This is a genomic window from Pseudarthrobacter sp. PvP090 (genome assembly GCF_040547365.1).
Lineage (GTDB): Bacteria > Actinomycetota > Actinomycetes > Actinomycetales > Micrococcaceae > Arthrobacter.
Window position 1 is genome coordinate 61,139 of record NZ_JBEPPO010000013.1, and the last position, 18,734, is coordinate 79,872.

18 protein-coding genes and 1 tRNA gene are annotated in these 18,734 nt (G+C 66.8%); 6 read left to right on the top strand and 13 right to left on the bottom strand.

Annotated elements, in window-relative coordinates; all coding sequences use genetic code 11:
* Positions 1–524 precede the first annotated feature (524 nt).
* The 3 genes from ABIC21_RS15560 to pdhA are packed head-to-tail and all read right to left on the bottom strand — an operon-like array spanning position 525 to position 4,125.
* The gene (locus ABIC21_RS15560; protein WP_354351284.1) at positions 525–1,940 is read right to left on the bottom strand and encodes a dihydrolipoamide acetyltransferase family protein; all 1,416 of its coding nucleotides are present in this window, start codon (positions 1,938–1,940) and stop codon (positions 525–527) included.
* Positions 1,937–2,947 (bottom strand): alpha-ketoacid dehydrogenase subunit beta, encoded by a 1,011-nt coding sequence (locus ABIC21_RS15565; RefSeq protein WP_354351285.1) that lies wholly within the window; start codon positions 2,945–2,947, stop codon positions 1,937–1,939. Before ABIC21_RS15565 ends, ABIC21_RS15560 begins: the two co-directional genes overlap by 4 nt.
* Positions 2,947–4,125, bottom strand: a complete 1,179-nt coding sequence (gene pdhA / locus ABIC21_RS15570) for a pyruvate dehydrogenase (acetyl-transferring) E1 component subunit alpha (protein WP_354351286.1) — start codon at positions 4,123–4,125, stop codon at positions 2,947–2,949. Before pdhA ends, ABIC21_RS15565 begins: the two co-directional genes overlap by 1 nt.
* A 195-nt stretch (positions 4,126–4,320) precedes the next feature.
* On the opposite strand from pdhA, the gene ABIC21_RS15575 reads away from it, so the two are divergent.
* Positions 4,321–4,794 carry an Lrp/AsnC family transcriptional regulator gene (locus tag ABIC21_RS15575; RefSeq protein WP_354351287.1) on the top strand — a complete coding sequence of 158 codons (474 nt, stop codon included), beginning with the start codon at positions 4,321–4,323 and terminating at the stop codon, positions 4,792–4,794.
* Between the two features lie 96 nt (positions 4,795–4,890).
* Here ABIC21_RS15575 and ABIC21_RS15580 read toward each other — a convergent pair whose 3' ends face one another.
* Both ABIC21_RS15580 and ABIC21_RS15585 read right to left on the bottom strand, forming a co-directional pair.
* Positions 4,891–6,507: a monocarboxylic acid transporter gene (locus tag ABIC21_RS15580; RefSeq protein ID WP_354351288.1), complete on the bottom strand. Its 1,617-nt coding sequence runs from the start codon at positions 6,505–6,507 to the stop codon at positions 4,891–4,893.
* Complete coding sequence (locus ABIC21_RS15585) at positions 6,504–6,884, bottom strand: DUF485 domain-containing protein (RefSeq protein ID WP_354351289.1); 381 nt, start codon at positions 6,882–6,884, stop codon at positions 6,504–6,506. The genes ABIC21_RS15580 and ABIC21_RS15585 overlap by 4 nt, the downstream gene beginning before the upstream one ends.
* Before the next feature lie 229 nt (positions 6,885–7,113).
* Here ABIC21_RS15585 and ABIC21_RS15590 point away from each other — a divergent pair, with 229 nt between their 5' ends.
* The 4 genes from ABIC21_RS15590 to ABIC21_RS15605 are packed head-to-tail and all read left to right on the top strand — an operon-like array spanning position 7,114 to position 10,934.
* Positions 7,114–8,331, top strand: coding sequence for a sensor histidine kinase (locus tag ABIC21_RS15590; RefSeq protein ID WP_354351290.1), 1,218 nt, complete (start codon positions 7,114–7,116; stop codon positions 8,329–8,331).
* A 35-nt stretch (positions 8,332–8,366) separates the two neighbouring features.
* Positions 8,367–9,086 carry a LytR/AlgR family response regulator transcription factor gene (locus ABIC21_RS15595; protein ID WP_354351291.1) on the top strand — a complete coding sequence of 240 codons (720 nt, stop codon included), beginning with the start codon at positions 8,367–8,369 and terminating at the stop codon, positions 9,084–9,086.
* Positions 9,083–9,460 (top strand): DUF485 domain-containing protein, encoded by a 378-nt coding sequence (locus ABIC21_RS15600; protein WP_354351292.1) that lies wholly within the window; start codon positions 9,083–9,085, stop codon positions 9,458–9,460. The genes ABIC21_RS15595 and ABIC21_RS15600 overlap by 4 nt, the downstream gene beginning before the upstream one ends.
* Positions 9,461–9,467: 7 nt before the next feature.
* Positions 9,468–10,934, top strand: a complete 1,467-nt coding sequence (locus ABIC21_RS15605) for a sodium/solute symporter (RefSeq protein WP_354351293.1) — start codon at positions 9,468–9,470, stop codon at positions 10,932–10,934.
* Between the two features lie 6 nt (positions 10,935–10,940).
* Here ABIC21_RS15605 and ABIC21_RS15610 read toward each other — a convergent pair whose 3' ends face one another.
* From ABIC21_RS15610 to rpsB, 6 genes are all read right to left on the bottom strand, one after another.
* Positions 10,941–11,519: a DivIVA domain-containing protein gene (locus ABIC21_RS15610; RefSeq protein ID WP_354351294.1), complete on the bottom strand. Its 579-nt coding sequence runs from the start codon at positions 11,517–11,519 to the stop codon at positions 10,941–10,943.
* Between the two features lie 81 nt (positions 11,520–11,600).
* A complete protein-coding gene (locus ABIC21_RS15615) occupies positions 11,601–12,521 on the bottom strand; it encodes a phosphatidate cytidylyltransferase (protein ID WP_354351295.1) in 921 nt (306 codons plus the stop codon).
* Positions 12,521–13,078, bottom strand: a complete 558-nt coding sequence (frr, locus tag ABIC21_RS15620; RefSeq protein ID WP_282380703.1) for a ribosome recycling factor — start codon at positions 13,076–13,078, stop codon at positions 12,521–12,523. The genes ABIC21_RS15615 and frr overlap by 1 nt, the downstream gene beginning before the upstream one ends.
* Before the next feature lie 121 nt (positions 13,079–13,199).
* On the bottom strand, positions 13,200–13,937 hold the full coding sequence (gene pyrH / locus ABIC21_RS15625) for a UMP kinase (RefSeq protein ID WP_354351296.1): 738 nt from the start codon (positions 13,935–13,937) through the stop codon (positions 13,200–13,202).
* Positions 13,938–14,159: 222 nt separating this feature from the next.
* On the bottom strand, positions 14,160–14,996 hold the full coding sequence (gene tsf, locus ABIC21_RS15630) for a translation elongation factor Ts (protein ID WP_354351297.1): 837 nt from the start codon (positions 14,994–14,996) through the stop codon (positions 14,160–14,162).
* A gap of 151 nt (positions 14,997–15,147) precedes the next feature.
* A complete protein-coding gene (gene rpsB, locus ABIC21_RS15635) occupies positions 15,148–16,029 on the bottom strand; it encodes a 30S ribosomal protein S2 (protein WP_056432628.1) in 882 nt (293 codons plus the stop codon).
* 518 nt (positions 16,030–16,547) lie between these two features.
* On the opposite strand from rpsB, the gene ABIC21_RS15640 reads away from it, so the two are divergent.
* The gene (locus ABIC21_RS15640; RefSeq protein WP_354351298.1) at positions 16,548–17,144 is read left to right on the top strand and encodes a M23 family metallopeptidase; all 597 of its coding nucleotides are present in this window, start codon (positions 16,548–16,550) and stop codon (positions 17,142–17,144) included.
* A gap of 97 nt (positions 17,145–17,241) precedes the next feature.
* On the opposite strand, the gene ABIC21_RS15645 is transcribed toward ABIC21_RS15640, so the two are convergent.
* Both ABIC21_RS15645 and ABIC21_RS15650 read right to left on the bottom strand, forming a co-directional pair.
* Entirely contained in the window at positions 17,242–18,432 is a 1,191-nt protein-coding gene (locus ABIC21_RS15645; RefSeq protein WP_354351299.1) for an acyl-CoA dehydrogenase family protein, read from the bottom strand.
* Positions 18,433–18,640: 208 nt separating this feature from the next.
* Positions 18,641–18,714 (bottom strand) — tRNA-Ile (locus ABIC21_RS15650).
* Between the last annotated feature and the right edge of the window lie 20 nt (positions 18,715–18,734).

Here is an 18,734-nt window from a genome sequence, read left to right on the forward strand (position 1 = left end):
GTCCACGCAGGCCACCCAGTCCGCGTCCGCGCTCCGGGGGCGCATTGGCGCGGACACGCTGACAACCAGGCCGCCGACGTCGAATATTGGCCTCGAAGTGCCCCCGGACGGCAAACCCAGGTGGAAGAACCGCGCATGGAACAACCGCGCCCGGGGATACCCACGCACAAAAGAGCCCCGCGGGGAAGAAGCCCCGCACAGAGACAACCCCCGCACCTCCCGCGCACAAAAGAGCCCCTGCTCACTAACCAACGCACGCGGCATCTGCCGGCCGCCCCCGCATCACCCAACGGCAGCTTGTACCTGGGTCCGCCTGCGCTCCGGGGGCACTTTGGCACGGACACGCCGACAACCAGGCCGCCGACGTCGAATATTGGCCTCGAAGTGCCCCCGGACGGCAAACCCGCGGGGAAGAACCCCCGCGTGGAGCGACCCCGCGCAGGAGACAGGCCACAAACAGGCCGCAAAAAAGCTGCCGGCCGCTCCCCCGAGGGGGTGCAGCCGGCAGGTTTGGGTTTTGGCCGCTAGACCATGGCGAGGGCCATGCCCGGATCGGACAGCATGGCGCCGAGGTCCTGCAGGAACCGTGAGCCCTGTTCGCCGTCGACCAGGCGGTGGTCGAAGGACAGGCTCAGCGTCATGACCTGGCGCAGCGCCACCTCATCCTGGTACTCCCAGGGCATCTTCCGCACGGCACCGAGGGCCAGGATGGCGGCCTCGCCCGGGTTGAGGATGGGCGTGCCGGCATCGATGCCAAAGACACCGATGTTGGTGATGGAGATGGTGCCCCCGGACAGGTCCGCCGGAGCAGTCTTGCCTGCGCGCGCCGTGTCCGTCAGTTCGGTCAGCGCTGTGGAGAGCTCCAGCAGGGACTTCCGGTCGGCGTCCTTGATGTTCGGCACGGTCAGGCCGCGCGGCGTGGCGGCCGCGATGCCCAGGTTGACGTAGTTGTACTGGACGATCTCCTGCCTGGCTTCGTCCCAGCGGGTGTTGAGCGTGGGGTGGTTCTTCAGCGCGATCAGCACGGCCTTGGACACCAGGGTCAGCGGCGTGAGCTTGTAGCCGGCAAACGCGCGGCTGGCCTTGAGCTTCGCCAGCAGCTCCATGGTCGGGGTCACGTCAATCGTCAGGAACTCCGTGACATGCGGTGCGGTGAACGCACTGGAGACCATCGCGGCCGCGGTGAACTTGCGCACGCCCTTGATCGGTGTCCGGGTTTCCCGCTCCCCCTGCGCCGGAGCCTGCGCGGACACACCGGCCAGGTCCCGGGGCGCGACCGGCAGGTCTCCCCCGCCGACGAAGTTGCGGACGTCGTCCCGGGTGATGAGCCCGAATTCCCCGGTGCCGGTGACCAAAGCGAGGTCGACGCCGAGATCTTTGGCGAGCTTGCGCACCGGCGGCGTGGACCGCGGGCGTTCCGCGGATTCGGACGCAGGCAGCGCCTCAACACGCCCTGCCGCCGGAACGACCGGAGCGGCCACAGGCTCGGCAACCGGAACCACCGGGGCGGCGTCGACGCGCTCAGCCACCGGCGCGGCCGCGGGGGCGGCGAAGCTGCGGGCGCGGCGGGCCGGGCGGCCGGAATTCTCGAGGACGGCGCCGTAGCCGACGAGGTTCGGTTCGCGCTTGGCGGGCGAGTCTGCACCGGCACCAGCGGCTCCGGAACCGCCGGCGGGACCGCCGTCGTCGCCCTCCACCTCGAAGGAGACGATCGGCTTGCCGACCTCCACCACGGTGCCGGGCTGTTCGTGCAGGGCCGCGACCACGCCGGCGAACGGCGAGGGAAGCTCGACGACGGCCTTGGCCGTTTCGACTTCGGCGATGATCTGGTTGAGCGTGACGGTGTCACCCACCGCGACCTTCCAGGCGACGATTTCCGATTCAGTCAGACCTTCGCCAAGGTCCGGCAGCCTGAATTCCTTGATCATGGTGGCGCTCATCCTTCCAGCCCGCTCAGGGAGTTGGGGCGGCCCAGGGCGCGGTCGACGCCGTCCAGGATCCGGTCCAGACCCGGGAGGTGGTGCATTTCAAGCTTTGAGTACGGGTACGGGACGTCGAAGCCGGTGACCCGGACCGGGGCAGCCTCGAGGTGGTAGAAACAGCGTTCGGTGATGCTGGCGGCCACTTCGGCGCCGATGCCGCCGGTCTGGGAGGCTTCATGCGTAATGACCAGCCGGCCGGTCTTCCGGACCGAGGCCTCCAGGGTCGCGAAGTCCAGCGGGGCGAGCGAGCGCAGGTCGATGACCTCGATCGACACGCCCTCGTCGGCGGCGGCGAGCGCGGCGTCCCTGGCCGTCTTGACGAGCGGGCCGTAGGCCACGAGCGTCACGTCCTTGCCTTCGGTGACGACGCGGGCCTTCTCCATCGACAAAGCGGCGCTGAGGTCCAGGGTCTCGTCCACCTCGCCCTTGTCGTGGTAGCGGCGCTTGGGTTCGAAGTAGAGCACCGGATCATCGGAGGCGATGGCCTGCTGGATCATGGTGTGGGCGTCCTGGGGGTTGGAGACGCTGATGACGCGCAGGCCCGAGGTGTGGGTGAAGTAGGCCTCCGGGGACTCGGAGTGGTGCTCCGGGGATCCGATGCCGCCGCCGAAGGGCACGCGGATGGTGATGGGCATCTTGACCGCGCCTTGCGTGCGGTAGTGCATCTTGGCGACCTGGCTGACGATCTGGTCGAACGCCGGGTAGATGAACCCGTCGAACTGGATCTCCACCACCGGGCGGTACCCGCGGTAGGCCAGGCCGACGGCGGTGCCCATGATGCCGGACTCGGCCAGCGGGGTGTCCACGACGCGGTGCTTGCCGAAGTCCTTCTGCAGGCCGTCGGTGACGCGGAAGACACCGCCGAGGGCGCCGATGTCCTCACCCATGAGGATCACCTTGGGATCGTTTTCGAGGGACTTGCGCAGGCCCGAATTGATGGCTCGGGCAAAGGTCATCTGCGTCATCAGCGTGCACCTTCTTCAGAAGCGGCTTCCGCGGGATCGCCGAAGGAAGCCAGGTAACGGGAATAGTGGTCCTGCTGGCGGTCCAGCGGGGAATGCGGCGTGCTGTAGACGTGCTTGAAGATGTCCATCGGCTGCGGCTCGGGCATGTTGATGGTGCCGGCCCGCAGCGCTTTGGCGACGGCGTCCGCTTTGGCGGCGACGGCGGTTTCGAGCTCGCCGGTGAGCAGTCCCTTGCGCTCCAGCAGCGACTTCAGCCGGGCGATCGGGTCCTTGGCGGCCCAGTCCTCGAGTTCGTTCGCGTCGCGGTAGCGGGTGGGATCATCCGCCGTGGTGTGCGGGCCCATCCGGTAGGTGACGGACTCGATGAAGGTGGGGCCGCCGCCATGGCGTGCGCGGTCGATGGCGATGCGGGTTGCCGCCATCACGGCCAGGACGTCGTTGCCGTCCACCCGCATGCTGGGGATGCCGAAGCCTGCCGCGCGGTCCGCGATCTGGATGTGGGACTGCAGCCGGACGGGCTCGGAGATGGCCCAGTGGTTGTTCTGGCAGAAGAAGACCACCGGGGACTGGAAGCTGGCGGCGAACACCAGGGCCTCGTTGACGTCGCCCTCACTCGTGGCGCCGTCACCGAAGTAGGCCACGGCGACCGAGTCGGCGCCGTCGTTCTGGATTCCCATGGCATAGCCGGTGGCGTGCAGGGTCTGGGCGCCGATGATGATCTGCTGGGTCGCGACGTTGACCGTGTATGGGTCCCAGCCGGCCAGGGCATTGCCCCGCCAGGCTTTGACGATGTCCTCGGGGTTCACTCCGCGGACATAGGCGACACCGTTGTCGCGGTAGCTGGGGAAGACGAAGTCGTCGTCACGCAGGGCCCGGGCCGATCCGATCTGGGAGGCCTCCTGGCCCAGCAGCGGCGGCCAGAGGGCGAGTTCACCCTGGCGCTGCAGGGCGGTGGCCTCGGCGTCGATCCGCCGGATGACCACCATGTCTTCGTAGAGCGCACCGAGCTGGTCGTCGCTGACGTCCTGGACCCAGGGATCGAACTCGGGATGGCTTACGCGTTCACCCCCGGGGGTGATGAGCTGGACGAGGTCCCCGCCCGTCCGCCTGTTTGATTCTGCACTGTTCCCGGGGCCCCCGGCGGAAATGCCGCCCTTGCCCGCGTCGTCGGTAAACACAGTAGTACGCACCTTCTGACGTCGTCTGACCGGTGCCCGCGGGACTCGTGATCCCGGTGCGCGCCGGCCGCCCGGGCGCCGTTGCCCCGGATATCTGTGACCCTACTCACAATGCCCATTGGGTACAACCACCTGCGAATAGATTGAGCATTCTGCACTGTCCGGCGCCTTGACACCGTGCTAATCTTGCGCATTATGCAACCCTTGGATGGCACCGACACCCGCCTTCTTTCGGCCATGGCCCGTGACCCCCGCCGGACCGTGGTGGCACTGGCCCAGAAGCTGGGGTTGTCACGGAATACCGTGCAGGCCCGGATGGCGCAGCTGGAGAAAAAGCACGTCTTCCTGACCTTTGAGCGCCGCATCAATCCGGTGTCGCTGGGCTACCCGCTGATGGCTTTCATCTCGGTGCATGTCCAGCAGCAGAAGCTTGGCACGCTGGCGCAGGAGCTGGCCGCCATTCCGGAGATCCTGGAGGGCTACGGCCTGACCGGTTCGGCGGACCTGCTGCTCCGGGTGGTGGCGCTCGACGCCGAGGATCTGTTCCGGATCAACGGCAAGATCCTTGCCTGCGACGGCGTGGACCGGACGGACACCGCCCTGGCCATGGGTGAGCTGATCCCGTTCCGGATCCAGCCGCTGCTGGAACGCGGTTCCGCCGGGGGCTGAGGGTTCCGGCGGACGCCGGAACGGCAGGAGCCCCCGTGCGTTTGCACGGGGGCTCCTGCCGTTGGCCGGCCGGTGTGGATCACCGGCGGCTGGTGCTTAGTGGTCGGTGGCCTTTTCGGCGCCCACACCCGTGAGGGAGCGGACTTCCATTTCGGCCTGCTTGGTGGTGTCTTCCAGCCTCTTGTCCAGCACCGAACCGAGCCAGCCCAGGAAGAACGCGAGCGGGATGGACACGATGCCGGGGTTGCTGAGCGGGAAGATCGCGAAGTTGGCGCCCGGGATCATGGACGTCTTGGCACCCGAGACCACCGGGGACAGCGCGATCAGGATGATCGCGGAGCCGAGCCCGCCGTACATGCTCCAGATGGCGCCCTGGGTGGTGAACTTGCGCCAGTACAGCGAGTACACGATGGTGGGCAGGTTGGCCGAGGCCGCCACCGCGAAGGCAAGCGCCACCAGGAACGCCACGTTCTGTCCGTTGGCGAAGATGCCGCCGATAATGGCCAGCAGGCCGATGACGACCACGGTGCGCCGCGCCACCTTGACCTCGGTGGCGGCGTCGGCCTTGCCCTTGGCAATGACACTGGCATAGATGTCGTGGGCGAACGATGCCGCCGCGGTGATCGTCAGGCCTGCGACGACGGCCAGGATGGTGGCGAAGGCCACCGCCGAGATGAAACCGAGCAGCAGCGGGCCGCCGAGGTGGAACGCCAGCAGCGGTGCGGCGGAGTTGACGCCGCCCGGGGCTGCCTTGATCGTTTCAGCGCCAACCAGCGCCGCAGCACCGAAGCCCAGGACGAGGGTGAACAGGTAGAACAGGCCGATCAGCCAGATGGACCAGACCACGGACTTGCGGGCTTCCTTGGCGGTCGGAACCGTGTAGAAGCGCATCAGCACGTGGGGTAGGGCCGCGGTGCCAAGCACGAGGGCCAGGCCCAGGGACAGGAAGTCGATCTTGGAGGTTTCAGTCTTGCCGTACTGCAGGCCCGGATTCAGGAGGTTCGGGTTGCCTGAGGCTTCGACCGCGCCGCCCAGCAGGGAGGAGAGGTTGAAGCCGTAGATGGCGAGGACCCAAAGGGTCATCACTGCAGCGCCGGCAATCAGGAGCACGGCCTTGATGATCTGGACCCAGGTGGTGCCCTTCATGCCGCCGATCAGTACATACATGATCATCAGGGCGCCGACGACGATAATGACCAGCGCCTGTCCGCCCCAGTCGCTGATGCCAAGTAGCAGGGAGATCAGGGTGCCGGCTCCGGCCATCTGGGCCAGGAGGTAGAAGAAGCAGACCACGAGGGTGGAGATGGCCGCCGCGATGCGCACGGGGCGCTGCTTGAGCCGGAAGGAGAGGACATCGGCCATGGTGAACTTGCCGGTGTTGCGGAGCAGTTCGGCCACGAGCAGCAGGGCGACGAGCCAGGCGACCAGGAAGCCGATGGAGTACATAAAGCCGTCGTAGCCGTTGATGGCGATGGCGCCGGTGATGCCCAGGAACGACGCCGCCGAGAGGTAGTCGCCCGCGATGGCGGTGCCGTTCTGCGGTCCGGTGAAGGACCGGCCGGCGGCGTAGTAGTCGGCGGCCGTCTTGTTGTTGCGGCTTGCCTTGATCACGATGATCATCGTGACCGCCACGAACAGGGCGAAAATGCCCATGTTCAGCAGCGTGGTTTCCTTGAGATCCGCAACGTTGACTGCGGGGACCATAAACGTCATTTCTTTACCCCGCTGATCTGGTTGCCATGCTTGTCGAATTCGTGGCCCTCGATTTCGTGGCGGATTTCCGCTGCGATCGGGTCAAGCTTCCGGTTCGAGTAGCTGACGTACCAGCCGGTGATAGCGAACGTGGTCACGAACTGAGCCAGACCCATGATCAGGCCGACGTTGATGTTGCCCCAGACCTTGGTGGACATGAACTCCACCGCGTAGTCGGCCAGGAGGACATAAGCGAAGTACCAGAGCAGGAATGCAATGGCCATCGGAAAGACAAAGCTGCGGTGACGCTTGCGCAGTTCCTGGAACCGCGGCGTCGACTGGACTTCCTTGAAGTCCACGGCCGCCGTGGCGTCCGTTTCTTGGGCTTCGTGACCCATCGTTCCTCCTCGTTGAGACATGTGAGTCCACACCGGCTGCCTCGGCCTGCTCCAAACAGCCCTCCGGCCAATGTGACTGCAATCACTGTCTCGCGTGATGCGGGCAACATTCCAGAACCGCCGGACCCTGCGTCGCTCAGCGGTCGGGATGCTGCGGTCAACGGTGCCTCCAGCACGGTCCGGTGCCCTTTCGCCCCCTGCCCGGCGGGTGCCGCGATACGCTGGGCCCATGCCCGACTCCCCCCTGTTCATCGCCGCCGCCATCGCCGTGATCGCGGCGTCCATCGCCGTCGTCGTCGCCGTTGGACTCAAGGTGCTCCGCTCCTTCCGGGAGCTTGGCACCGACGCGGAACGGGCCACCTACAAGACGCTGCACGCGGCGTCGCGCGCCGGCCAGCACCTGCGGACGGGCCTGAATCCTGCCGGCGCCGCCAAAGCCAGCCGGCAGCTGCGCAGCCTGCTGGGCTGCGACGCGCTCGCGATCACGGACACGAACGGCGTGCTGGCCTGGGACGGCGCCGGGGAGGAGCTCGAGCCGCTGCTGATGGAGCTCGCGGCGGGGGTTCTCGACGGAGGCCATACCGCGGTGATCCCGGCCGGCGAGGTGCAGGAACTCGCCCAGGGCCGGGGCGCGGTGGCGACCCGCACGGACGTGGAACGCGCCGCGGTGATCGCCCCGATCAGGGCCGGCACCCGTGTGGTGGGCGTCGTGGCGGCCTTCGCCCCGGCGGCCGGCGCCGGGCTGGTCCGGGCCACCAGCGAGGTGGCCGACTGGGTGGCTACACAGGTGGAACTGGCCGAACTCGACGCCTCCCGCACGCTGCTGATGGAGGCCGAGGTGCGTGCGCTCCGGGCCCAGATCAGCCCGCACTTCATCTACAACTCCCTGAACGCGATCGCGTCCTTCATCAACACTGATCCGGTCCGGGCCCGGGAGCTGGTGGTCGAGTTCGCCGACTTCACCCGCTATTCCTTCCGCCGGCACGGGGACTTCACCACCCTCGCCGAGGAGCTGCGCTGCATCGACCGCTACCTGCTGCTGGAGCGGGCCCGCTTCGGCGACCGCGTGCAGGTCAGCCTGCGGATCGCCCCCGAGGTGCTCAGTACCGTGATCCCCTTCCTGAGCCTGCAGCCGCTGGTGGAGAACGCCGTCCGGCACGGCCTCGAGGCCAAGGAGGGCCCCGGCCACATCTCCATCACTGCCAACGATTCCGGTGCCTTCGCCGAGGTGACCATCGAGGACGACGGCGTGGGCATGGATCCGGAACAGCTGCGGGCTGTCCTCGCCGGGCACAGCGACGGCGAGCATGTCGGGCTGCGCAACGTTGATGCCCGGCTGCGGCAGGTCTACGGCGACGACCACGGCCTGGTGATCGAGACGGCGCCCGGCGAAGGCACCCTGATCACGATGCGCGTCCCCAAGTCGCAGCCCCGCCACGATGCCTGATAGGGGCCTAACGCCTCCGGCGTTAGTCTTGGACCATGATTAACGTCCTCGTCGCCGACGACGAGCTGCCCGCCGTGGAGGAACTGGCCTTCCTGCTCGGCCGGGATGACCGGATCGGCACCATCCACCGCGCCTCCTCCGGGGCCGAGGCCCTGCGGGCCCTCGAGGCCGAGGAGGTCGACGCCGTATTCCTCGACATCCACATGCCCGCCCTCTCCGGCCTGGACATCGCCCGCGTCATCGCGCGCAGCAGCAAGCCGCCCGCGGTCGTGTTCGTCACCGCTGATGAGGACTGCGCCCTGGAAGCCTTCGACCTGGCCGCCGTGGACTATCTGCTGAAACCGGTCCGCGCCGAGCGGCTGGCGAAGTCGATCGGCCGGATCAGCGAGCTGCTCAAGGACGGCGCCCCGCGGCCGGAAATGATCACCGTGGACCTCGGCGGCACCACGAAGATGATCCGCCGCGAGGACGTCACCTACGTCCAGGCCCAGGGCGACTACGCCAGACTGCACACCGCGGACGCCAGCTACCTCATCCGGGTCCCGCTGGCCGATCTGGAACAGCAGTGGGCCGAAGCAGGGTTCCTGCGGATCCACCGGTCCTACCTCATCGCGCTGAACCACGTCAGCCATATGAAGCTTGCCGCCGCCCGGCCCAGCGTCACCGTGGCGGGGGCCGAACTGCCCATCAGCCGGCGGCACCTGCCCTCGGTGCGGGAGAAGCTCGAGACGACCCGGATCCGGCCGCAGGCATGACCCGCGTCCGCGTCACCGCCCCGCGCACCATTGTGCCGGGAATCGGCGCGCTGCCTGCCGTACGGTCCGCCGCCGATTCGCGCGACGCCGCCGAGGAATCCGACGTCGGCCAGGTGTTTGTCCGCTCGCTGATCCGCTCGCAGCTGCGGCTTGCCGTGGTGGTGGCCGCGGGGTTCCTGCTGATCCTGGCCGCGTTCCCCCTCATGCTGGGACTGGTCCCCGGGCTCGCGGAATCAACGATTGTAGGCCTGCCCTTCGACTGGGTGCTGCTGGGCGCCGGGATCTATCCGGTGATCGGGCTCAGCGCCTGGCTGTACATCCGGACCGCGGCCCGGAACGAGGCCCGCTACCGGGATCTCGTCGGGGACAAGTGAGGCGGCCGTGAACCCGGCCGTCGGCATCGCGGCGTTCGCCGCCGTCTCGCTGGCCACGGCCGCCATCGGTTTTTACGGGCTGCGGATCTCGCGCACCACCGGGGATTTCTATGTGGCGTCACGGACGGTCCGGCCCTGGTGGAACGCCTCCGCGATCGGCGGTGAATACCTCTCGGCGGCGAGCTTCCTCGGCGTCGCCGGGCTGATCCTGCTCTCCGGCACGGACGCGCTGTGGTTTCCGGTGGGGTACACCGCCGGCTACCTCATGCTGCTGCTCTTCGTCGCCGCGCCGCTCCGCCGCTCCGGCGCCTACACGATTCCCGACTTCACCGAGGCCCGGCTCGACTCCCGCGTGGTCCGCAGCGTCACGAGCGTCGTCGTCGTGATCATCGGCTGGCTCTATATCGTCCCGCAACTCCACGGCGCGGCGCTGGCGATCCGGATCACCACCGGGCTGCCGGCGTGGGTGGGGATGGTGGCCGTTGTCGCGGTCGTCTGCGTCACGGTGGTGGCGGGCGGGATGCGCTCCATTACCTTTGTCCAGGCGTTCCAGTACTGGCTGAAACTGACCGCGCTGGCGGTGCCGATCTTCTTTATCGTCTTCGCGCTGGCGGACTCCGGAACTCCGCCCGTCGCGGAAGCGTCGGTGAATCCGACGGGCGCGGCTCCGGCGGGGATGTACCAGAACATCTCCCTGCTGGTGGCGCTGCTGTTCGGGACCCTGGGGCTCCCGCACGTGCTGGTGCGCTTCTACACGAACCCGGACGGGCAGTCGGCCCGCCGCACCACCCTGATCGTGCTGGGCCTGTTGTCGGTCTTCTACCTGTTCCCGACGGCGTACGGGCTGATCGGCCGGATGTTCGCCCCCGAACTGGCGCAAAGCGGGCAGGCCGATGCGCTGGTGCTGCTGCTCCCGGGAGAGCTGGTGGGCGGGGTGGCGGGAGACCTGCTGTCCGCACTGGTGTTGGCCGGGGCGTTAGCCGCGTTCCTGTCCACGACCTCCGGGCTGGTGGTCTCGCTCGCCGGGGTGATCAGCCAGGACCTCTTCGGCGGCAGCGTGAAGGGCTTCCGCCGGGCGGCCGTGATCTCGGCGGTGGTCCCGCTGGGCCTGGCGTCCATGACGGGTTCCCTCGCGCTGGCAGGCAGTGTCGGGATGGTGTTTGCGTTCACCGCGTCCACGCTCTGCCCGGTGCTCCTGCTGGGCATCTGGTGGCGCGGACTGACCGACGCCGGGGCGATCGCCGGCATGGCCACCGGGGCCATGCTGTGCGGCGGCGCCATGGTGGCAGGGGCCGTGCTGGGTGCCGGCGGAACCGCGCCGTGGCTGGCGCAGCCCGCCGCCTGGACGGTGCCGGCCGCGTTTGCCGTGATGGTCCTGGTGTCGCGCGCCACCAGGAAGCGGGTGCCGCGGGGCATTACCCGGCTCATGACGCGGCTGCACACTCCGGAGCGGCCGCTGGTCACCGAGCGCTGAGGACGCTCAGTCGATGGCGGCCATGAGTTCGACGACCCGGTCCAGGAAGGCGTCCACCTGGTTTTCCTCGTATCCGTCCTTGCCGACGGCGGGACGGAAGACGGCGCGGCGGACATTGTCCACGCTCAGCGGTTTGTCCTCTTCGAGGTATCCGATCAGGTCGTGGCAGAGGTCATCAACGTCCATGGTGTTGTAGCTGCGGGCCTTGGCCTTGGCGGGCCGCCGGAAGCGCTCCCCGTCGGGGCGGTGCAGTCGCCCGCGTAGCAGCCCGGCGAGCCGGCCGATCTCGCGGAGCCAGGCTTCCTCGCCGCGCGCGGCCACGAGTTCATCCCGTTCCCGCAGGGCCAGGGCGTCTTCCAGCCGGTCCAGGGCCGCGTCCACGCCGGCGGCTGCGTAGCCGCCCTTGACGGGATCGAAGGCGACCGCCCTGACGTCGGCGCTTTTGACCGGCCGGGCGGCGGACTGGGGGGCCTCAAATGAAACCCGCGCACGCTGCATGAACTGGTCGACCTGCTTGGCGTTATAGCCATACTGGTTCCGCTGCACGCGGTCAAAGGAAGCAGGAATCTGCCGTTGAATGTCCACTGTACTGTTGTTTCCTTCAATGCCGTTCGGCTGGTTTGCCCGGCACCATTCTAGGGGCCGGAGAGTGGAGCTGGCGGTTCCTCACACGCCGGCAAAGACGGAATAGAGGATAAATGCCACCGGGCACGCAAAGACGATTGAGTCCAGCCGGTCCATGACGCCGCCGTGCCCGGGCAGGATGCTGCTCATGTCCTTGATCCCGAGTTCGCGCTTCACCATGGATTCGGAGAGGTCCCCGGCCGTGGCCGCAGCCACCATGCCCACGGCCAGCGCGACGCCGACCCACCAGGGCTTGTCCAGCAGGAAAACGGCGGCGAGCACGCCGACTGCCGTGGCGCCGGCAATGGATCCGGCGAAGCCTTCCCAGCTCTTTTTGGGACTGATTTTCGGCGCCATCGGGTGTTTGCCGAGCGAGGCCCCGACGAGGTAGCCGAAGGTGTCGTTGGCGACCACGAGGAGCAGGAGGGTGGCGATCTGCCACGCCCCGGCGGGAACAACGCCGCCGGGCCACAACCCCACCGGCGTCTCCCCAACAAAGGTGTGCAGCGGCAGCACGGCGAAACTGATCAGGAACGGGATCCAGGCCAGGGTGAAGACACCGGCGAAGATGCTGCGCGCGGAACCGGCGGCGCCTTCCAGGGACCGCCAGATCAGCGTCGCGACGCTGCTCAGCAGAATCGCGAACAGGAGGCTTTCGGGTCCGCCGAAGTAGGCTGCTGCCGGCATCGCAACGGTGCCGGTCATCACCGGAACAATCGGCAGCCTGGTGCCGGTGGTTTCCAGTGCCCGGAAAACTTCCCAGACTCCGAAGACCGCGAAGGCGGTCACAATGAGCACGAACCCCAACGGAAGCAACAGCAGTCCGCCGAGGACACACACGAGCATGCCAACTCCCACCGCGGTAGCGGCGGGAAGATTCCTGCCGGCCTTGGGCGTCGGGTTACTCCGCTGCTTCCCCCCCACCCGGACGTGCGCTCCGGGGTCCCCCTGTTCCTGCGCCATCAGACCTCGAGCAGCTCGGCTTCCTTGCGCTTGAGCAGCTCGTCGATCCCGTCGACGTGAGCCTTGGTCATGGCATCCAGTTCCTTTTCGCCGCGGCTGCCCTCGTCCTCGCCGGCCTCGCCATCCTTGACCAGCTTGTCCAGGGTTTCCTTGGCCTTGCGGCGGATGTTGCGGATGGACACCTTGGCGTCCTCGCCCTTGGACTTGACGATCTTGACGTATTCCTTGCGGCGCTCCTGCGTGAGGTCCGGGATGGTGATCCGGATGACGTTGCCGTCGTTCGACGGGTTGGCGCCGACCTCGGAGTCACTCAGCGCGCGTTCGATGTCGCGCAGGGCGGTCTTGTCGAAGGGCGTGATGAGGATGGTGCGGGCGTCCGGCACGGCGAAGGAGGCAAGCTGCTGCAGCGGCGTCGGGGAACCGTAGTAGTCCACGAGGACCTTATTGTAAAGGCCCGGGGTGGCGCGGCCGGTCCGGATCGAGGCGAAGTCTTCCTTGGCTACTTCAACCGCCTTGTCCATCTTTTCCCCGGCTTCGAGCAAGGTTTCTTCGATCACGGTCTCTCCTCAGAAATTGGTGCACCCGCCGCTGGCGGGATGCTGCACGGTCTTGGTTGTGTTCCGTCGGCCTGCCCCGGATCCGGGGAGCGGAACTGTCCTGAAAACATCCTAGCCGTTGCTAGGGGGTGACGACGGTGCCCAGGTCCTCGCCCAGAATGGCGCGGGTGACGTTGCCTTCGCCTTCCATGCCGAACACGACCATCGTGAGGTTGTTGTCCTTGCACATGGTCATGGCGGTCTGGTCCATCACACGGATGTCGCGGCGCAGGGCGTCGTCGTAGCTGAGGCGGTGCAGCTTCTCGGCCTTGGGGTCCTTCTTCGGGTCCGCCGTGTAGACGCCGTCGACGCCGCTCTTGGCCATCAGCACGACGTCGGCGTGGACCTCCATGGCACGCTGGGCGGCCACGGTGTCGGTGGAGAAGTACGGCAGGCCGGCGCCTGCGCCGAAGATGACAACACGGCCCTTTTCCATGTGGCGGATGGCGCGGCGCGGGATGTACGCTTCGGCGACCTGGCCCATGGTGATGGCGCTCTGGACTCGGGTTTCGACGCCTGCCTGTTCCAAGAAGTCCTGGAGGGCCAGGCAGTTCATGACCGTGCCGAGCATGCCCATGTAGTCGGCGCGGGAACGGTCCATGCCGCTCTGGGACAGTTCGGCGCCGCGGAAGAAGTTGCCGCCGCCGACGACGATCGCAACCTCGACGTCGGGGACTGCCGCGGCGATCTGCTTGGCGACGCCGCGGACGGTGTCAGGATCAACGCCGAGCTTCCCGCCGCCGAAGACCTCGCCCGACAGCTTCAACAGGACTCGGCGCCGGCTCTTCTTTGGCTGGGCTGAAGTAGTGACGGTTTCCATGGTGCCTTCCCGTTGGTGAACTCTGAAAAAGGGTATCGTGCCGGGGACCAAAGGCGTCATTCCGCCCGGACCCCGGGCTGCCCGGGATGGGCTCCCGGGTTAATGGCCTGCAGGCATACCCTGCGTGCATGCAAAAGGGGCGGCCACCGCAGTGACCACCCCCTCAGCGTGTCTGACTAGTGTCTGACTAAGTGTCCGACTAAGTGTCCGACTGGTGTCTGGCTAGGAACCGACGCGGAAACGCGCGAATGCGGTGCCCTTGACGCCGGCCTCTTCGAGGACCTGCGCGACAGACTTCTTGGCATCCTTGGCGAATGCCTGGTCGAGGAGAACCTCGCCCTTGTAGAAGCCAGTGACACGGCCTTCCACAATCTTGGTCATTGCTGCTTCGGGCTTGCCTTCAGCCTTGGCAGTTTCCTCGGCGATGCGGCGCTCGGATTCGACGAGCTCGGCCGGAACGTCCTCGCGGGAGAGGTAGTTCGGTGACATCGCAGCGATGTGCACGGCGACGTCGTGGGCGGCGGTGGCAGCTGCTTCGCCTTCGCCGTCAACAGCGAACAGGACGCCGACCTGGGCCGGGAGGTCCTTGGAGGTCTTGTGCAGGTAAGCGTCGACTGTGGCGGCTTCGAGGCGGGCGATGCGGCGGACAACAACCTTCTCGCCCAGAACGGCGCCCTCTTCGACGACGACCTCGGACAGCGGCTTGCCGTCGACCTCGGTGGCGAGCAGGGTCTCGAGGTCGGCAGCGCCGGACTCGACGGCGACGGCCAGGACCTTGTCGGCGAGCTGGATGAACTTGTCAGCCTTCGCAACGAAGTCGGTCTCGCAGTTGACTTCGATCATTACGCCAACGCCACCGGCGACCTTGGCAGCAACCAGGCCTTCCGCGGTGGAGCGGCCCTCGCGCTTGGTAGCGCCCTTGAGGCCCTTGATGCGGATGATTTCGATGGCCTTCTCGGCGTCACCGTTGGCCTCGTCAAGAGCCTTCTTGACATCCATCATGCCGGCGCCCGTGCGCTCGCGCAGAGCCTTGATATCAGCGGCAGTGTAGTTCGCCATGTGAACCCCTCTGTCTAGAAATTTTATGTGGTGTACGGACTGACAGGACGGCAGCTCACACGGTGAGCGGCCATCCTGTCAGTTCCCCTGACGCGCAGAGCGTGCGGGGAGATCCGGATTTATTTGTCAGCTGAGAAAGCAGTCTGTCTGACTACTTGGCTTCGCCGGCGGCGTCGTCGGCAGCCGGAGCTTCCTCGGCAGCGGCGGGTGCTTCTTCAGCAGCCGGAGCGGCTTCTGCGGCCGGAGCGGCAGCAGCCTCTTCGGTCTTGCTGCCTTCGAGGAGCTCGCGCTCCCACTCGGCCAGCGGCTCTTCCGGAGCTTCCGTGGTGCCGGTGGCGCGCTGGTTGCGGGCGATGAGGCCCTCAGCAACGGCGTCAGCAACAACGCGGGTCAGCAGGTTGACGGAGCGGATGGCGTCGTCGTTACCCGGGATCGGGAAGTCGACTTCGTCCGGATCGCAGTTGGTGTCCAGGATGGCAACAACCGGGATGTTCAGCTTCTTGGCTTCGTCGACAGCAAGGTGTTCCTTCTTGGTGTCAACGATCCACAGGGCGGAAGGCGCCTTGGTCAGGTTGCGGATACCACCGAGGTTGGTTTCCAGCTTCGTGAGTTCGCGGCGAAGGAGCAGCAGTTCCTTCTTGGTGTAAGCGGAACCGGCGACGTCGTCGAAGTCGATCTCTTCGAGTTCCTTCATGCGCTGGATGCGCTTGGAGACCGTCTGGAAGTTGGTCAGCATACCGCCGAGCCAACGCTGGTTGACGTACGGCTGGCCAACGCGGGTGGCCTGCTCGGCGATGGATTCCTGCGCCTGCTTCTTGGTGCCGACGAAGAGAACGGTGCCGCCGTGTGCAACGGTGGCCTTCACGAACTCGTAGGCACGGTCGATGTAGGACAGTGACTGCTGCAGGTCAATGATGTAGATGCCGTTGCGCTCCGTGAAGATGAAACGCTTCATCTTCGGGTTCCAACGGCGGGTCTGGTGTCCAAAGTGGACGCCGCTGTCAAGCAGCTGGCGCATAGTTACGACGGGCATGCCGGCGCTCCTTCCGGCAGGTCATTCATGAGACAGCCCATGGGCTGTCTTACCCTGCCAATAGTTGACGGTTGAATAGCAACACCCAGGCGGGCGGTGCTCCTGGCATCCACTGCGCTTCTCCACCGGACCACAGGTCCGGACCGAAAGAAGCACAGTCCTCCGCACCCTGAAGAGTTGAAGCTTCGAATGTGGAGGGCTGGATACGCGTAGTCAGCCGCTGCTCCCCCGCACCCCTGAATGAGGCGTGCCGGCTTAGACAATTACCTTGCTCACACAAAGACAGTGATCAAGCGTGAGGGCACAGCAAACTGCTCCACCAAGTGTACTACAGGGGCGGTGCCGGATTGGACGGTTTCCGGGGGCTGGAGGTGGGCTGGCGGGGGTCCAATGCGGGGTCCTCGTCTCGCCCGCGCTGGAGACCTTGAAGAGCCGCCACCCCAGCCTGGCAGTGGCGCTTTTCCACATACGCCGAAGGGGTGCTTTCGTCGATCCGGCGGCAACAGCAGGCTTGATTCATGAGAACCCCGGCGTATGTCGCCGCCCTGCTTGGCGGACTGCTTCTGGTGCTATCCCCCGTCACGGCGTCCGCCGGGCCGGGAGTGGTTCCCGGTCCCGCGGCAGGCCCCACGACAGGTTCCGCGACAGGTCCCCCGACCGGTCCCACCGCCGGCGACGGCACCGTGGACGCCGGCTGGAGCTGGCCGCTGAGTCCCCGGCCGGCTGTCCTGCGCGCCTTTGATCCACCGGCCCGGCCGTGGCTGAGCGGACACCGCGGTGTGGATCTGCGGGCATCGTATGACGGCGCCCCGGTCACCTCCCCGGCGTCCGGCACCGTGAACTTTGCCGGTGTTGTGGTGGACCGCCCGGTCATCACCATCGACCACGGCAACGGGTTGCGGAGCAGCTTCGAGGCGGTCCGCAGCGACCTCGAGCCGGGCGCCGCCGTTGCGGAGGGGGACGTCCTGGGGTGGATCCAGCCCGGTCATTGCACGCTGGCGCCCTGCGTCCACTGGGGCGTTCGCCGCGGCGAGGAATACCTCAATCCCCTGGCCTTTGTGACGGACCTGCGGCCCTCCGTCCTGCTTCCTCCCCTGGATCCCGCACCCGGGTAGGGGCGCGGAGGGCGGATCAGGACGAAGGGCCGCGGGCTGTTGTGCCGGCCACCGGGCGCCAAGCGTCTTGGGGCCGCCGTGCGCAGTGGGGCCGTTCCTAGACGATCGCGGAGATGCCCGTGATCGCCCGGCCGGTGACGAGGGTGTTGATCTCGTGGGTTCCCTCGTAGGAATAGATCGCCTCGGCATCCGAGAAGACCTTGGCCATCTCATAGTCCGTGACAATCCCGTTGCCGCCGAGGATGCTGCGGCCCAGGGCAACACTTTCGCGCATGCGGGCCGTGGTGAACGCCTTGGCCAGCGCGGACTGCTCATCCTTGGCTTGGCCCAGGTCCTCCAGCTGGGAAAGCCGGACCATCATGCCCATCGAGCTGACGGCATTGCCAAGGATCTGCACGAGCTGGTGCTGCACGAGCTGGAAGGAGGCAATCGGGCGTCCGAACTGGCTGCGCTCCACGGCGTAGCGGCGGGCCACGTCGAACGCTGCAAGCTGCTGGCCGACCGCCTGCCAGGCAACGGCCAGGCGGGTGACTTTGAGGACCTTGTTGGTGTCGCGGAAGCTGTTGGCGTTCGCAAGCTTGAAGAACTCGGGCACCACGACGTTGTCGAGGACGATGTCGGCGTTCTGCACGGTGCGCAGCGAGATCTTGTTCTCGATCTTGGTGGCGCTGTAGCCCTCGGTCTTGGTGTCTACGAGGAAGCCCTTGACCTGGTTGTCGGCGAGGTCGCGGGCGTAGATGACCACCCAGTCGGAGAACGTGGCGTTGCCGATCCATCGCTTTGCCCCGTTCAGGATCCATCTGTCCCCCTCCTTGCGGGCTGTGGTGCGGGTGCCGCCGGCAACGTCGGACCCGCCCAGGGGTTCGGTCAGGCCGAAGGCGCCGATTTTCTTGAGCGAGTAGATGTCCGGCAGCCACGCTTCCTGCTGCTCCTGCGACGCCAGCGCCTCAATGGACCCCGTGAAGAGTCCGTCATGGACGCCGATGAAGGTGGCTATGGAGGTGTCGGCCCGGGTTGCCTCAGCGTGCAGGATGCCCGCGAAGAGGTTGGAATAGCCCTGCCTCCGGACCGGGCTGACCAGGTCTATCTCGGCAAGCTTCGGGATCAGGTCCATCGGGAACTCGGCGCGGTTCCAGCAATCAACGGCGATCGGCTTGACCTCGCGGGCCAGGAATTCGCGGACCTCCGCGAGCCGGTCCTGCTCCTTGCCGCTGAGCAGCTGCTCGAACGCAAAGAAGTCGCCATCGGCGTACGGGAGGTTGTTGATGTCGATGTCAGCTTTGGACATGGTGTTCCTTCACGGGGATCAGCAGCGACCAGGAGAACGCGGGCGTTGCGCCGGCAGAATGTTACTCGCGAGTAACTTACCGTAATCCGGGGAGGCGCCGCAAGTGACGGAGGACATAGGGAAGGGCAAAAGAAAGGAGCCGGGCCGGCGTACAACGTCGGCCACGGCTCCCGTGGAGGCGGTTCCCAGTCAGGGTCCCGCGGAAAGGTAGGGCTACTCGGACTTGAACCGAGGACCTTAGGATTATGAGTCCCGCGCTCTAACCAGCTGAGCTATAGCCCCTTGCACCCGGAAGTCGTTCC